This is a genomic window from Sphingomonas sp. PP-CE-3G-477, from assembly GCF_003050745.1.
GTDB lineage: Bacteria > Pseudomonadota > Alphaproteobacteria > Sphingomonadales > Sphingomonadaceae > Sphingomonas.
On the sequence record NZ_QAOF01000002.1, the window covers coordinates 56,328 to 70,192 of the forward strand.

15 protein-coding genes are annotated in these 13,865 nt (G+C 65.6%); 7 read left to right on the forward strand and 8 right to left on the reverse strand.

What is annotated here, in order from left to right:
• Positions 1–52: 52 nt before the first annotated feature.
• The 4 genes from C8J45_RS05660 to C8J45_RS05675 are packed head-to-tail and all read left to right on the forward strand — an operon-like array spanning position 53 to position 2,952.
• Positions 53–487 carry a YjfI family protein gene (locus tag C8J45_RS05660; RefSeq protein ID WP_107962327.1) on the forward strand — a complete coding sequence of 145 codons (435 nt, stop codon included), beginning with the start codon at positions 53–55 and terminating at the stop codon, positions 485–487.
• A gap of 38 nt (positions 488–525) precedes the next feature.
• The gene (locus C8J45_RS05665; protein WP_107962328.1) at positions 526–1,275 is read left to right on the forward strand and encodes a PspA/IM30 family protein; all 750 of its coding nucleotides are present in this window, start codon (positions 526–528) and stop codon (positions 1,273–1,275) included.
• Entirely contained in the window at positions 1,275–2,444 is a 1,170-nt protein-coding gene (locus C8J45_RS05670) for a glutathionylspermidine synthase family protein (RefSeq protein WP_107962329.1), read from the forward strand. Before C8J45_RS05665 ends, C8J45_RS05670 begins: the two co-directional genes overlap by 1 nt.
• Positions 2,437–2,952, forward strand: a complete 516-nt coding sequence (locus C8J45_RS05675; RefSeq protein ID WP_107962603.1) for an ankyrin repeat domain-containing protein — start codon at positions 2,437–2,439, stop codon at positions 2,950–2,952. The genes C8J45_RS05670 and C8J45_RS05675 overlap by 8 nt, the downstream gene beginning before the upstream one ends.
• A gap of 127 nt (positions 2,953–3,079) precedes the next feature.
• Here C8J45_RS05675 and C8J45_RS05680 read toward each other — a convergent pair whose 3' ends face one another.
• The 5 genes from C8J45_RS05680 to hppD form a co-directional block, all read right to left on the reverse strand.
• Complete coding sequence (locus C8J45_RS05680) at positions 3,080–4,045, reverse strand: rhodanese-related sulfurtransferase (RefSeq protein WP_107962330.1); 966 nt, start codon at positions 4,043–4,045, stop codon at positions 3,080–3,082.
• 54 nt (positions 4,046–4,099) lie between these two features.
• Positions 4,100–4,465: a Rieske (2Fe-2S) protein gene (locus tag C8J45_RS05685; RefSeq protein WP_107962331.1), complete on the reverse strand. Its 366-nt coding sequence runs from the start codon at positions 4,463–4,465 to the stop codon at positions 4,100–4,102.
• Positions 4,462–5,106, reverse strand: coding sequence for a maleylacetoacetate isomerase (gene maiA / locus C8J45_RS05690; protein ID WP_107962332.1), 645 nt, complete (start codon positions 5,104–5,106; stop codon positions 4,462–4,464). The genes C8J45_RS05685 and maiA overlap by 4 nt, the downstream gene beginning before the upstream one ends.
• The gene (hmgA, locus tag C8J45_RS05695) at positions 5,103–6,437 is read right to left on the reverse strand and encodes a homogentisate 1,2-dioxygenase (RefSeq protein WP_107962333.1); all 1,335 of its coding nucleotides are present in this window, start codon (positions 6,435–6,437) and stop codon (positions 5,103–5,105) included. The genes maiA and hmgA overlap by 4 nt, the downstream gene beginning before the upstream one ends.
• Before the next feature lie 201 nt (positions 6,438–6,638).
• Positions 6,639–7,709 (reverse strand): 4-hydroxyphenylpyruvate dioxygenase, encoded by a 1,071-nt coding sequence (gene hppD / locus C8J45_RS05700; RefSeq protein WP_107962334.1) that lies wholly within the window; start codon positions 7,707–7,709, stop codon positions 6,639–6,641.
• 78 nt (positions 7,710–7,787) lie between these two features.
• On the opposite strand from hppD, the gene C8J45_RS05705 reads away from it, so the two are divergent.
• Complete coding sequence (locus tag C8J45_RS05705) at positions 7,788–8,288, forward strand: MarR family winged helix-turn-helix transcriptional regulator (RefSeq protein WP_181321120.1); 501 nt, start codon at positions 7,788–7,790, stop codon at positions 8,286–8,288.
• Here C8J45_RS05705 and C8J45_RS05710 read toward each other — a convergent pair.
• Positions 8,243–9,118: a LysR family transcriptional regulator gene (locus tag C8J45_RS05710; protein ID WP_107962335.1), complete on the reverse strand. Its 876-nt coding sequence runs from the start codon at positions 9,116–9,118 to the stop codon at positions 8,243–8,245. The genes C8J45_RS05705 and C8J45_RS05710 overlap by 46 nt on opposite strands.
• A 102-nt stretch (positions 9,119–9,220) precedes the next feature.
• Between C8J45_RS05710 and C8J45_RS05715 the strand changes: the two genes are divergently transcribed.
• Positions 9,221–11,320 carry a malate synthase G gene (locus C8J45_RS05715; RefSeq protein ID WP_107962605.1) on the forward strand — a complete coding sequence of 700 codons (2,100 nt, stop codon included), beginning with the start codon at positions 9,221–9,223 and terminating at the stop codon, positions 11,318–11,320.
• Positions 11,320–11,847 (forward strand): gamma carbonic anhydrase family protein, encoded by a 528-nt coding sequence (locus tag C8J45_RS05720; protein WP_107962336.1) that lies wholly within the window; start codon positions 11,320–11,322, stop codon positions 11,845–11,847. Before C8J45_RS05715 ends, C8J45_RS05720 begins: the two co-directional genes overlap by 1 nt.
• Before the next feature lie 38 nt (positions 11,848–11,885).
• Here C8J45_RS05720 and C8J45_RS05725 read toward each other — a convergent pair whose 3' ends face one another.
• Complete coding sequence (locus tag C8J45_RS05725; protein WP_107962337.1) at positions 11,886–13,190, reverse strand: OmpP1/FadL family transporter; 1,305 nt, start codon at positions 13,188–13,190, stop codon at positions 11,886–11,888.
• Positions 13,191–13,240: 50 nt separating this feature from the next.
• Positions 13,241–13,651, reverse strand: a complete 411-nt coding sequence (locus C8J45_RS05730; RefSeq protein ID WP_107962338.1) for a DUF2147 domain-containing protein — start codon at positions 13,649–13,651, stop codon at positions 13,241–13,243.
• Positions 13,652–13,865: the final 214 nt, after the last annotated feature.

Sequence of the window (13,865 nt, forward strand, 5' to 3'; positions counted from 1 at the left end):
TCTCGCCTGCGCCTATGTGTCTGCGCGAGCGACAAGCACGGGAGTTCTTGCATTGACCGACATCTGGACCGTCCGCAGCCTCAAGGCCGCGCTCGACACGTCCGAGCCTGCGAAAGCCGGCGAGTTTTCCTCGCGCATCCTGGAGGGCGCGGACCCGGTGCTGCTAGTGACGATGCACCACCACGGCGACCTCGAACTGTTCGTCAACGTCAGCGAGGCGCAGATTGCGTGCTCGACGCTGCTGTGGCCGTGCGACGAGCAGGAGGACCAGCTGGCGTTCAACACCTTCCTGCTGAAGTCGCAGAAGCTTGTGCCGCTGTCGAACTTTGGCATCGGCACGGTCGATGGCCGCGATTATTACGAGCTGTTCGGCGAACTCGCGACGTCGAGCCGGCTCGATACCGTGATCATCGAACTGCGCACGCTTGCCGAGAATGCGATCGATGCGGCCACCGACCTGCGCCACGCGCAGATCCCGGCTGCCTGACATCATCGCCTGATTTAGATACAAACGGAGAGACTGGCATGGCCATCTGGAGCAAGCTTTTCACCCTCGGTCGCGCCGGTGCGCACGAAGCGGGCGCGGCGGTCGTCGACGCGAACGCGCTGCGTATCCTCGACCAGGAAATTCGCGATGCCGACAAGGCGCAGGGCAAGGCGCGCGACGATCTCGCCGGGCTGGTCGCGCGTCGCCGCATCCTCGAAACCGAGGTCGAGAGCTTCCGCGCTCAGGCAACCAAGTACGAGGCCTCCGCGCGCATCGCGGTCGAGAAGGGCAACATGGACCTCGCGCGCCAGGTCGCGCAGCGGATCGCCGACCTCGAGCAGGACATCGCGCTGAAGTCCCCTCAGGTCGAGGACATGCGCGCCGCCGAGGAGCAGATCCACACCGCCGTCGCGCAGACCGATCGGAAAATCGAACAGCTCCGCCGCGAGGTCGAGGTCGTCAAGGTCAACGAGTCGGTGCAGAAGGCGCAGGCTTCGGTCGCGTCGGGCAGCATGGGTGCGGGCAACAAGCTCGGCTCGGCGGCGGACAGCCTCGCGCGCATTCGCGAACGCCAGGCGATCCGCGGCGAGCGGATCAAGGCGGCGGGCGAACTGGAAGACCGTCGTACCGGCGCCGACCTCGATGAGAAGCTCCGGCTCGCTGGCATCGGACCGGGCCAGTCGTCCGCGGACGACGTGCTCGCGCGCCTGACCGCACCGAAGACGCCGCAAGTCGGCCAGACGCTGCAGATCGAGCAGCGCGACGACTCCAAGAATTCGGACTCCTGATGCGCCGGATCGCGGTCGACCCGCGCGGCGACTGGCGCGAGCGGGCCGACGCGATCGGGTTCGTCTATCATGACACGGATGGCGAGCCCTATTGGGACGAGGGCGCGGCCTACGCCTTCACGCTGGCGGAGATCGAGGACGACCTCGAACCCGCCGCGGAACAGCTGCACGCGATGTGCCTCGATCTGGTCGACGAGGTGGTCCGCGATCAGCAGCTGATGGAACGCCTCGCGATCCCGCGCGAGCAATGGAACTACGTCGCGGAGACGCGGCGGACGCGCCAGCCGTCGCTCTATGGGCGGTTCGATTTCGCCTATGACGGGACCGGGCCGGCCAAGCTCTACGAGTATAACGCGGACACGCCGACATCGGTGTTCGAATGCGCGACGTTCCAGTGGATGTGGCTTGAGGATCTGCTCGCGAGCGGTGCGTTGCCGGCCGGGACGGACCAGTTCAACAGCCTGTTCGACAAACTCCGTGAACGCTTCCGCGCGCTGTTCCCGAGCGGCGGCTTCGTCCACTTCGCGGCGGACGCGTCGGCGATCGAGGACCGCCAGACGGTGCGGTTCTTCGAGGACCTCGCGAGCCAGGTTGGGATCGAGCCGAAGTTCGTCGAGATGAAGGATATCGGCCTCGCTGCGGACGGGCACTTCATCGACACCGATGGTTTCGAGGTGCAGGCCGCGTTCAAGCTGTACCCGTGGGAGTTCATGCTCCGCGAGCCCTATGCGCCGAACCTGTCGCGCGCCGACGTGCGCTGGATCGAGCCGGCGTGGAAGTCGATCCTGTCGAACAAGGGCATCCTGCCGCTTTTGTGGGAACGCCACCCCGAGCATCCGAACCTGCTCCCCGCGTTCTTCGACGACGACCCCACGGCTAAGATCCTCGGGCCGAAATATGTGCGGAAGCCACTGTTCTCGCGTGAGGGCGCGAATGTCGAGGTGGTGGGCGAGAGCGGCCACGCAGTGCTCGACCAGGGTTACGGTGCCGAGGGCGCGATCCGCCAAGCTTACGCACCACCACCGGTGTTCGACGGCCGCCATCCCGTGATCGGTGCGTGGATGGTCGGCAACGAAGCCGCGGGGATCGGCGTTCGGGAAGATGAAACGGTCGTGACGCGCAATCTCGCGCGGTTCGTGCCGCATATCATCGAGGCGAATGATGACTGACGCGCGAGACCTGCCCCCGTTGCCGCCTATGGAGCGGCTGATCGAACTGATGTTCGACGCCGCACGGACGGGGCGGGACGAGATGATCCCGGCGCTATTGCAGGCTGGTGTCGACATCGAGGTGACTGACGCCAAGGGCTACACGCCGCTGGTGATCGCCAGCTACAACGGCCAGGCCGAGGCCACCGCGGCCCTCCTTGCGGCAGGCGCGAAGGTTGATGGCGCGGCGGACGCGCGCGGCAACACCGCCCTGATGGGTGTCTGCTTCAAAGGCTACGAGGAGATCGCGCAGATCCTGCTCGATGCCGGGGTCGACGTGAACCGGCGTAACGGCGTCGGCCAGACCGCGCTGATGATGGCCGCGCTGGTAAACAAGACGGCGATCATCGATCTGTTGTTAGAACACGGTGCGAACCCGGAGATCGTCGATGCGGCAGGGAACAGCGTTCACTCGCTCGCGCTGTCGCAGGGTAACACGGCGTTAGCGGCGCGGTTTTCAGGCTGGTAACCGAGTGTTCCCACCCCGGCGAAGGCCGGGGCCCAATTGGGAGGTCGCAGTAACGGAGGACGGCGCATTGTTATTGCCGTCCCCCAATTGGGCCCCGGCCTTCGCCGGGGTGGACGCCAACCGGTCGCTAGGGGGTGTCATCCACCCCATGCGTCTTCGGCAATACCGCCCCGACATGCGCCTCGCCCCGAGCCTCAGCCAGCCGAACCTGCCGCTCGCGCTCGGCATAACCCGCGCGCTGCACCTCGTCCCGCGCATCATGACACGCCGGGCAACTCACCCCCTCGACATACAGCGGCGAGCCACGGTCTTCGACACTCACCGGCATCCGGCACGCATGGCACAGCACATGGCTTCCCAGCGCTAGACCATGTCCAACCGCAACCCGCTGATCGAACACGAAACACTCCCCCTCCCAGAGACTCTCTGCCTCGGGCACGGTCTCCAGATACTTCAGAATGCCGCCCTTGAGGTGATACACCTCGTCCAGCCCCTCGGCCTTCAGGAACGCGGTCGACTTCTCGCACCGTATCCCCCCGGTGCAGAACATCGCGATCTTTGGCGGCGGGCCGTCCCCTACCAGTTCGTCACGATGCTCGCGAAACCACGCCGGAAAATCCCGGAACGTCCGCGTCTGCGGATCGACCGCGCCGGCAAACGTCCCGACCGCGACCTCGTAGTCGTTGCGCGTGTCGATCACGATCGTCCCCGGCTCGGCGATCAGCGCGTTCCAGTCTTCCGGCTCGACATAATGGCCAACGCCCTCCAGCGGATCGATCGTCGGTTCGCCCATCGTCACGATCTCGCGCTTCAGCCGAACCTTCATCCGATGAAACGGCATCGTTTCCGCGCGCGATTCCTTGACGTCGAGGTCGGCGCATCCCGGCAGAGCGCGGATATGCGCGAGCACCGCGTCGATCCCCTCTTCGGACCCGGCGATCGTCCCGTTGATCCCCTCGGCGGCAAGCAGCAGCGTCCCCTTCACTCCGTTCGAACAGCACGCGAGCGCGAGCGGCGGCTGGATCGCGGCGATGTCGGCGAACGGCGTGAAGCGGTACAGCGCCACGACGCGGATGGGCAGGGTTTCGGTCATCGGTCTATCATGCTGGGGTGGGGCGCCGCTCAATAGCGCAAGTCGCCTCCCACGTCAGCCTGCGGTGACGATCATCCCATCGACCACGGCGACCGGCCAAGGCGTCAGCCGCGTTCCCCCGCACGGTCCGCCAACGCAGGCGCCGCTGTCGATCTCGAACAGTGCGGAATGCCAGCTACACGCGATCAGGTCGCCGCGCGGCGTGAGATACTCGTCGAGCACCTGCGCGAGCGGCAGGCCCATATGCGGGCAGCGATCGACATAACCGAACACCGCGTCGTCCTTGCGCACGACGAACCCGTGGAAGCGACCCGCGCGCATCTGGAGCACAAAGTTCCGCGCCTTGCCGTCCGCGATCGCGTCGAGCGGCGCGAGCTTGATCCCGCCCGGTGTCGCGCTCAGCCGTTCGCCGTCGCTCATGCGCGGTCGGCGTCCGGCTGGCGATCCGGATGCGCGGCGGCGAAGGCGGGGAGGGCGCGGGCGTTCTCTGCCGCCGCCTTGAGCTTCGGGTAAGGTGAGAGATCGACCGCAAACCGTTCCGCGGAGTAGACCTGCGGGACGAGGTGACAATCGGCGATCGTCGGTGTCGCGCCGAACGCGAAGCCGTCACCATAGTGCGCGATCTGCGTCTCGAGCGCGGCGAAACCTTCACCGATCCAGCGCGCGATCCAGCGGTTCACCGCGGCCTCGTCCGCCCCGAACTCGGCACGCAAGGCGTTCAGGATGCGAAGGTTGTTCACCGGATGGATGTCGCAGGCAACCGTCGCCGCCATAGCGCGGACGATCGCCCGGCCCTTCGCGTCGGCAGGAAGCAGCGGTGGATTAGGATAGGTCTCTTCGATCCATTCGAGAATCGCGGGGCTCTGCGTCAGGACCGCGCCGTCGGTCTCCAGTGCGGGCACAAGTCCCTGCGGATTGAGCGCGCGATACCCCGCCTCGCGTTCGGCACTTTTGCGAAGGTCGTGCGTAACCTGCGCATACGCCACGCCCTTCAAGGCCAGCGCGATGCGGACGCGGTAGGCGGTGGTCGAGCGCCAATAGCCGTGCAGCGTCAGGCTCACTTCGGCAGGATCGCCTTGGGGAAATCCGACCAGACCGCGTCGTAATCGAGCTGCGAATGTTCCAGCGCATAGGCGGTCGGCTTGTACGGCCAGCAGCTCTCCAGCATGAACGCCATCGTCCCGTCGATCTTGTGCGGCTTCAGGTCCGCCGCACTCGCACCCTGCCAGCTCGCCAGATCCGGCCCGTGGCCCGACATGAGGTTGTGCAGCGAGATACCACCCGGCGCGAACCCCTCCGCCTTTGCATCATACGCGCCGGTGATCAGCCCCATCGCCTCCGACATCACGTTGCGGTGGAACCAAGGTGGGCGGAACGTCCCCTCGGCGACCATCCAGCGCGGCGGGAAGATCACGAAATCGGCGTTCGCGCGGCCGGGCACGTCGCTCGGCGAGGTAAGCAACGTGAAGATCGACGGATCGGGATGATCGAAGCTGACCGTGTTGATCGTGTTGAACCGCGACAAATCGTAGCGCCACGGCGCGATGTTGCCGTGCCATGCGACGACGTCGAGCGGCGAGTGATCGAGCGTAGTCGTCCACAACGAACCCATGAACTTCTGCACCACCTCGACCGGTTCGTCGCGATCTTCGAACCAAGCGACCGGCGTCTCGAAGTCGCGCGGGTTGGCAAGGCCATTGGCGCCGATCGGGCCGAGATCGGGCAGGCGGAACAGCGCGCCGTGGTTCTCCGCGACATAGCCGCGCGCTTCGCCATCGGGGAGTTCGGCGCGGAAGCGGACGCCGCGGGGGATCAGCGCAATCTGGCCGGGGGCGATGTCGATTAGGCCGAGTTCGGTCAGCAACCGGAGCCGTCCGGCCTGCGGCACGAAAAGCAGCTCGCCGTCCGCATCCATGAACACGCGGTCGGTCATGTCTGCGTTTGCGGCATAAACGTGCAGCGCGACGCCTTCGAGATCGGCGGGATCGCGGTTGGCGAGCATCGTCGTCATGCCGTCGATCAGGTCGGTATTCGGGGCGGGGGCGGCGATAGGATCCCAGCGCAGGCGGTTGGGCGAGAGCGGCGCGTCGGTGGTGCCGGGCGCGAACCGCTGAGCGCCGGTATAGCGCTCGAACGGCGGATGCTCCGCGGTCGGGCGCATCCGGTAGAGCCAGCTGCGGCGGTTCTCGTGGCGGGGCGCGGTGAACGCGGTACCGGAAAGCTGCTCGGTGTAGAGGCCGAACGCGGGGCGCTGCGGCGAATTGCGGCCGATCGGGAGCGCACCGGGGATCGCCTCGGTCGATACGTGGTTGCCGAAGCCGGGCTGATACGCCGTTTCTTCGGTCTGGCCGGCGATCTCGCCTGCGGCATTGGTCGGCTGGTGGATTGTCATGGCTTCCTCTCCGTCACCTGTTCCGATCAACGCCCGAACCGCCGGCCGTTCAAACTTTTTCCTTCCCCTCGCCCCTGGGGAGAGGGAGGGAGCCACGCGCTTGCGCGGCGGAAGGGTGAGGGCACGTGCTGGCGTCGCGCGTGCCCTCACCCTCGGCGCTGGCGCGCCTTTCCCTCTCCCCGAGGGAGAGGGTTTAAGAAATTATGCGTCGACCGTTATGACCCCGCGACGGATCTGGTCCAACTCGATGCTCTCATACAACGCCTGGAAATTGCCGTTGCCGAAGCCCTCGTTACCCTTGCGCTGGATGATCTCGAAGAAGATCGGCCCGAACATGTTCTCGGTAAAGATCTGCAGCAACAGCCCCTCTTCGCCGACATTGCCGTCGATCAGGATCCGGTTGCGGCGCAGGCGCTCCAGGTCGTGGCCGTGGTTCGGCACGCGCTTGTCGACCAGTTCGTAATAGGTCTCGATCGTGTCCTGCAGCTTGACGCCGCGCGCACGCAGCTTCTCGACCGTTTCGAAGATATCGTCGGTGGTCAGCGCGAGATGCTGGATGCCCTCGCCGTTGTAATCCTTGATGAATTCCTCGATCTGGCTCTTGTCGTCCTGGCTTTCGTTGAGCGGAATGCGGATCGCGCGGTCGGGCGCGATCATCGCCTGGCTGAACAGACCGGTCGCCTTGCCCTTGATGTCGAAATACTTCTGCTCCTCGAAGCCGAAGATCTGGCCGTAGAACTCGGCCCAGGTCCGCATTTGCCCCCGCTTCACATTGTGCGTGAGGTGATCGAGCAGGTCGAGGCCAACGTTGTTCTCGGCTTCCGCTTCGGCCGCGCCCGGAACCGCATTCCAGTCGTCGTACAGGCTGCCGGCAGCACCATGCTTGTCGACCAGATACAGCAGCGAACCGCCGATCCCTTCGAGCACATAGCTGTCCTCGCCGAGCGCGCCCATGCTGGCATCGGCTGCCTTGGCGCCGCGAGCGAGCGCCGCGTCGAACGCTTCCTTGGCGTCATGGACGCGGAACGCCATGCCGCTCGCCGACGGGCCATGATCCGCGCGGAATGCCGCCGCGTGGCCACCGTCTTCGCGGTTGAGCAGCAGGTTGATACGGCCCTGCTTGTAGCGTGTGACGGCCTTGGTGGGGTGGGTCGAGGCGGCGACGAACCCGAACTGCTCGAACTGCGCGGCCATCCGGTCGGGATCGGGCGAGGTGAATTCGGCGAACTCGAACCCGTCGAGACCCATCGGGTTTACGTCCATATGGTCCATGATCACATCCTGACAGTTGGTATCCGTTGTTACAATCTGGCGGGTTGAACAACTGGTGTCAATCGTTACGATTTTGACATGCCCAACTCCGATGCCACCCGCGCACTCGTCCTGGACGATTTCATCCCGTATCGCCTGTCGATCACCTCGAACCTTGTCAGCGAGGCGGTGGCGGACACGTACGAAGCGCTGTTCGGACTGACGATCCCGGAGTGGCGGCTGGTGGCGGTGGTAGCCGAAGCGGACGGAATTACGCAGCAGCAGGTCGGCCAGCAGACGCGGATGGACAAGGTCACGGTCAGTCGCGCGGCGATCGCCTTGGTCGAGCGCGGGCTGATGCAGCGGCATGCGAACCCGGAGGATCGTCGCTCGCACCTGCTGAGGCTGACCGACGACGGTCACACGCTCTATGCGTCAGTCGCACCGAAGGCGCTCGATCTGGAGCGCCGGATCTTCGCCGGGTTCTCAAGCGCGGAGGTCGAACAGTTCGTGGCGATGCTACGCCGGATCGACGCGGTGACGATCGACCTAGTTCAGGACACCCACGGCGGCGTTGGCGACCAGAGACCGCGCAGGTAATCGAGCAGCGCGGTGGTACCGGACGACACCGGCCCGCGCGCATGCACGACGTAAATCCCGACATCCGCCGAACCAGCCAGTTCCGGGAACAGACGCACGAGCCTGCCGCTCGCCAGATCCGCGCTGACGTCCCATAGCGAGCGTAGCGCGATGCCGACGCCGGCCAGCGTGAGTTCGCGCACGACCTCGCTCGAGTTAGTCGCGACATAGCTGGGGCGATCGATCGTGACGTCGCCACCGGGGCCGGTAAGCCGCCACGGCATCTGGCCCTTCGCTGCGAGCAGGCGGTGTTCCGCAAGATCGGCTGCGTCGCGCGGCGCACTGTAGGTTGGTGCGGCGCAGAGGACGCGACGGCTGTCGGCGAGGCGATGGCCGGTCAGGCTTGGCGGCACGGCTGGGGCGATCCGGATCGCGAGATCAAGCCGGTCCCCGATCACATCCGAGAAGCCGTCCGACAGATCGAGGTCGAGTTCGATCCCCGGATATGCGTCGAGGAACGGCTTCAGGTGCGGCGCGATGTGGAGGCGGCCGAACGACGTGGGCGCGCTGACCCGCAATGGCCCGGCCGGCGTATCCGTGCGGTCCGACACCCGCGCCTCAGCGTCGCGGATCGCCGCGAGGATCTCCACCATGTCGCGGTGATACGCGGCGCCGCGTGCGGTGAGGTCGAGGCGGCGCGTCGTTCTGTTGAGCAATCGCACACCGAGCCGTGCCTCCAGCCGCGCGATCCGCTTTGACACCATTGCCGGCGAGATACCCATCGAACGCCCCGCCGCACTGAGGCTGGCGGTGCGGACGACTTCGGCGAAGAGGACGACGTCGGGGTCCATTCGTTCTCCAGGCGATCAACAGCTTTCGGTTTATGATGTCTAGTGGCGAAGGTGGCGGGCGTCTATCGTCCCGACAGAGCATAGGAGAGCAGCATGGCCGAGATGATCGAAAAGGCAGGCCTGAAGGTCGCCGCATCGTTGGTGGACTTCATCGAAACGCAGGCGTTGCCGGGGACTGGTCTCGATGCCGCCGCGTTCTGGCAAGGCGTGTTCGATATCTACGCCCGGTTCGCGCCGGAGAACGCCGCGCTGCTAGAGGTTCGCGACGACCTTCAGGCAAAGATCGATGCCTGGCACGAAGCCCGCGCCGGCAAGCCGATCGACCAGGCCGAGTATCAGGCGTTCCTGCGCGAGATCGGCTATCTCGTCGACGAGCCTGCGCCGTTCTCGGTTGCACCGGCCAACGTCGATGCGGAAGTCGCCTCGCTCGCCGGCGCGCAGTTAGTGGTGCCGATCCTCAACGCCCGCTTCCTGCTGAACGCGGCGAACGCGCGGTGGGGGAGCCTGTACGACGCGCTCTACGGCACCGACGCGATCCCGGGTGCTGCTGCTGGCAAGGGGTATGACGCGGCACGAGGCGCACAAGTGATCGCGTGGGCGAAGGCCTTTCTCGACGATGCCGTGCCCTTGGCGAGCGGGTCGTGGACCGACTGGACGGGTGGTGCGCCCGAATTAGCCGATCCGAGCCAGCTGGTCGGACATGCAGGCGACAACATTCTGTTGCGTCACAATGGCCTGTACATCGAGCTTGTGATCGATCCTCAGCACCCGATCGGGCGTGAAGATCCCGCGAACCTCGCCGACGTCGTCCTCGAATCCGCACTCAGCACGATCGCCGATCTCGAGGACTCGATCGCCGCGGTCGACGCCGAGGACAAGGTCGCCGCCTACGCCAATTGGCTAGGGCTGATGAAGGGCGACCTTACCGCGAGCTTCGAAAAGGGCGGCCGCACGGTTACGCGCTCGCTCGATCCGGATCGCCGCTACACCGCACCCGACGGCAGCGCGTTCACGCTCCCCGGTCGCAGCCTGATGTTCGTCCGCAACGTCGGCCATCTCATGACGACGCCCGCAATCCTGCTCGCTGACGGCCAACAGGCGCCCGAAGGCATCCTCGACGGCATCGTCACGTCGCTGATCGCGCTCCACGACCTGAAGGGCACGGGCCCGATCCGCAACAGCCGCGCGGGCTCGATCTACATCGTCAAGCCGAAGATGCACGGTCCCGACGAAGCCGCCTTCACCAATCGCCTGTTCGATGCGATCGAGGATTTGCTCGGCCTCGCACGCCACACGATCAAGGTCGGCGTGATGGACGAGGAGCGGCGCACCTCGGCCAATCTCGCCTCCTGCATCGCCGCGGTGAAGGACCGGGTCGTATTCATCAACACCGGCTTCCTCGATCGCACTGGCGACGAGATGCACACCTCAATGCGCGCCGGGCCGATGATCCGCAAGGGCGAGATGAAGGCCTCGTCGTGGATCAAGGCGTATGAGGATCGCAACGTCCAGATCGGGCTCGCCTGCGGGCTCAGCGGCAAGGCGCAGATCGGCAAGGGAATGTGGGCCGCGCCCGACCGGATGGCGGATATGCTCGACCAGAAGATCGCGCATCCGATGACCGGCGCGAACACCGCCTGGGTGCCGTCACCGACCGCGGCCACGCTGCACGCGACGCATTACCACCGCGTCGACGTGTTCGTGCGGCAGGCGGAGCGGAAAGCCGAGCCGGTCGCCTCGCTCGATGCGCTGCTGACGATCCCGGTCGCGACCGGGCACAACTTGCAGCCCGACGAGGTGCGCGAGGAACTGGAGAACAACGCGCAGGGTATCCTCGGCTATGTCGTGCGCTGGGTCGACCAGGGGGTCGGCTGTTCGAAGGTGCCCGACATCCACGACATCGGCCTGATGGAGGATCGCGCGACGCTCCGGATCAGTTCGCAGCACATGGCGAACTGGCTGCTCCACGGTGTCGCAACGCCCGATGAGGCAGACGCCGCGCTGCGGCGGATGGCGGCGAAGGTCGATGCGCAGAATGCGGGCGATCCGCTGTATCGGCCGATGGCGGGGCATGAGGAGGACAGCCTCGCATTCCAGGCCGCCCGCGCGCTCGTGTTCGATGGCCTGACGCAGCCGAGCGGCTATACCGAGCCGCTGCTCCACGCGTTCCGCGCGCGGGCAAAGGAAAGGGACGCTGCCTGATGCCACTCTACGCGATCGAGGGTAAACGCCCGACGCTGGCCGACGACGTCTGGGTCGCGCCTTCCGCCGACGTGATCGGCGACGCGCGGCTGGGGGAGGGGGCAAGCGTCTGGTTCGGCGCAGTGATCCGCGCGGACAACACGCCGATACTGGTCGGTGCGCGGACCAATATCCAGGAAGGCGCGATGCTGCACTCCGATCCCGGCGCGCCGCTGACCGTCGGCCAAGGCTGCACGATCGGCCATCACGCGATCCTCCACGGCTGCACGATCGGCGACAATGTCTTGGTCGGGATGGGCGCGACGATCCTCAATAACGCGGTGATCGGTGAGAATTGCCTGATCGGCGCGAACGCTCTGGTGACGGAGGGAAAGGTGTTCCCGGCCGGCAGCCTGATCGTCGGTTCGCCGGCCAAGGCGGTCCGTGAACTGACTCCAGAAGCGATTGCCGGCCTGAAGATGTCCGCGGCCGGTTATGCAGCCAAGCAGCGCGTTTTCGCCGAGGCCTTGAGACTGGTCGAGGTATGAAATCCTCCCCCGCGAGGGGGAGGATCGTGACGGCGGTGTTAGAAGCTCACCCGCCCGCCGAGCGAGAGCACGACTGCCGACGCGTTGCGCAGCGCACCCGAGGTTAGGATGTTGGTCTGTGCGGCCGTGCCGACATAGGCCGCCGTGATACGGTCGATCGTCGTATTTTCGAAGTCGACATATTGCGCGGCAGCGTCGAGCGCGATGCGCGAGGACAGCTGGTACGAGCCACCGGCTGCGTAGGTCCAGCGATCGGCATCGGGCACGCGCGCGTCGCGCTGACCGTCCTGCGTCGGCGACTTGGTCCGCTGCAAGCCGGCGCGCACGGTCAGTTTCGGCGTGACGTCGTAATCGAACCCGCCGGCGAGGCTCCAGCTGTCCATATAGTTCTCGGGGATCGCGGTGTTCAGCGGTGCGCCGAGGTCGATCGTGTCGAACTTGCTCCAGCTGTACGCCACGACCTGCGCGTTCAGCGTCAGTTTGTCGGTGCCGCGGAAGCGCCCTGCGACGATGACCTGGCCCGGCGTGTTGAAGGCAGCCTTCGCACCCGACACGGTCGTGTTCGATCCGGCGAGCGGACCGACGAGACCGCTGACGGTCAGATCGCCCTTCAAATTGTGGCGGATGCTGGACTTGTAGCTGATGCCGACCGTCGCGAAGTCGTTATGGAGCTGTACGCCCGCGGTCCAGCCGAAGTCCCAGCCATCGCCCTTCAGTTCCTGCTGGCCATCGGGCAGCGCCGCGGACAGGTTGGGCAGCGCATTGCTGAGCGATGCGTCGGTATATTCGACGTTGAGCGCACCACCTACGCGGAGCCAGTCCGTCACGACGATACCAACCGAAGGCTGGATGTCGATCGTACGCAGCCGGGTCTTGTCGGCGCTGTACCGCGCCCAGCTGTTCGCGTCGTAGTTGGTCGTGAAGCTGAACGGCGAGGTCACCGCGAGGCCCACCGCGATCCGATCGGTCAGCGGATACGCGACCGCACCCGATGGCACGACGCCCTTGTTGATCGGATCGCGCGAGTTCGCCTGGCCGCTGATCCCCGTGCAGGGCTGGCCCGGGCGGCAGATGCGGGTGCCGGTATCGATGACATCGCCCTTTGGCAGGATCGCGGAGGCGGCGAGCGTCGCGCTGCCGTCACGGATGCCGGCGATCGCTGCGGGGTTCCACCACAGCGAGTCAGGACCGGTATCGGCGCCTTCGCCCGAGAATGCGCGACCAGCGCCACGCGCGGACTGCGCCTGGAGATAGAAGGCGTCGGCATACGCGGTGCTGGCGAATCCGAAAGCGGACACGAGCGCGGATACCGCGAGAAGTGGAGCCTTGGTGCGAAACATCATGGATAAAGTCCTGAAAGCTGTACTGATAATGAAGAGGCGGAGGCGTCGCCTCAGCGCACGCGCGTCCAGGTCTGGGTCTTGCAGAGCGGGAAGAAGACGCAGCCGCGCAGCTTCAGCTGGTTCGCACCGAGCGGCGTGATCTTGCCGCTATAGGTCTTGCCGTCCTCGGCATTGTAGACCTGACCGCTGCTCCAGACGCCGTTCGAATCGGGCTTGAACCCGCTCAGCATCTGCATCCCCTGGATCGGGCGGTTGCGCAATGCGGTGTTCGAGTTGTTCGCGTCCTTCATCGAAGGATTGGCGCGCAACGCGTCGGAGGTGAGGATCTTGCCGCAGATCGACGGGCCACAGCGGGCGATCTCGACGATGGCGTTGTGCGTCTCGGTCTTCCAGCGGCCGATAACGGTCTCGGGCGTGGCGGACGCGCCGGCGAGCAGGGCGGTGGCGATCAACAGGGACATCTTCTATCCTCTCCTAGTGTCGTTGGTGACGCCGCATGCGTGCGGTCATCGAATGTTTCGTCAGGCCGTCGACGTTATCGCGACCTTGTTGCCGTATACGGCAGCTATCGATCCCGACTAGAATTGTACGAAGACAAGTCAAGTCTTCTTACTGATTCCGGTCGGTGAAAAAGTGTTCACATGCCTTTCCTGTCATTCCCGCGGAGGCGGGAAC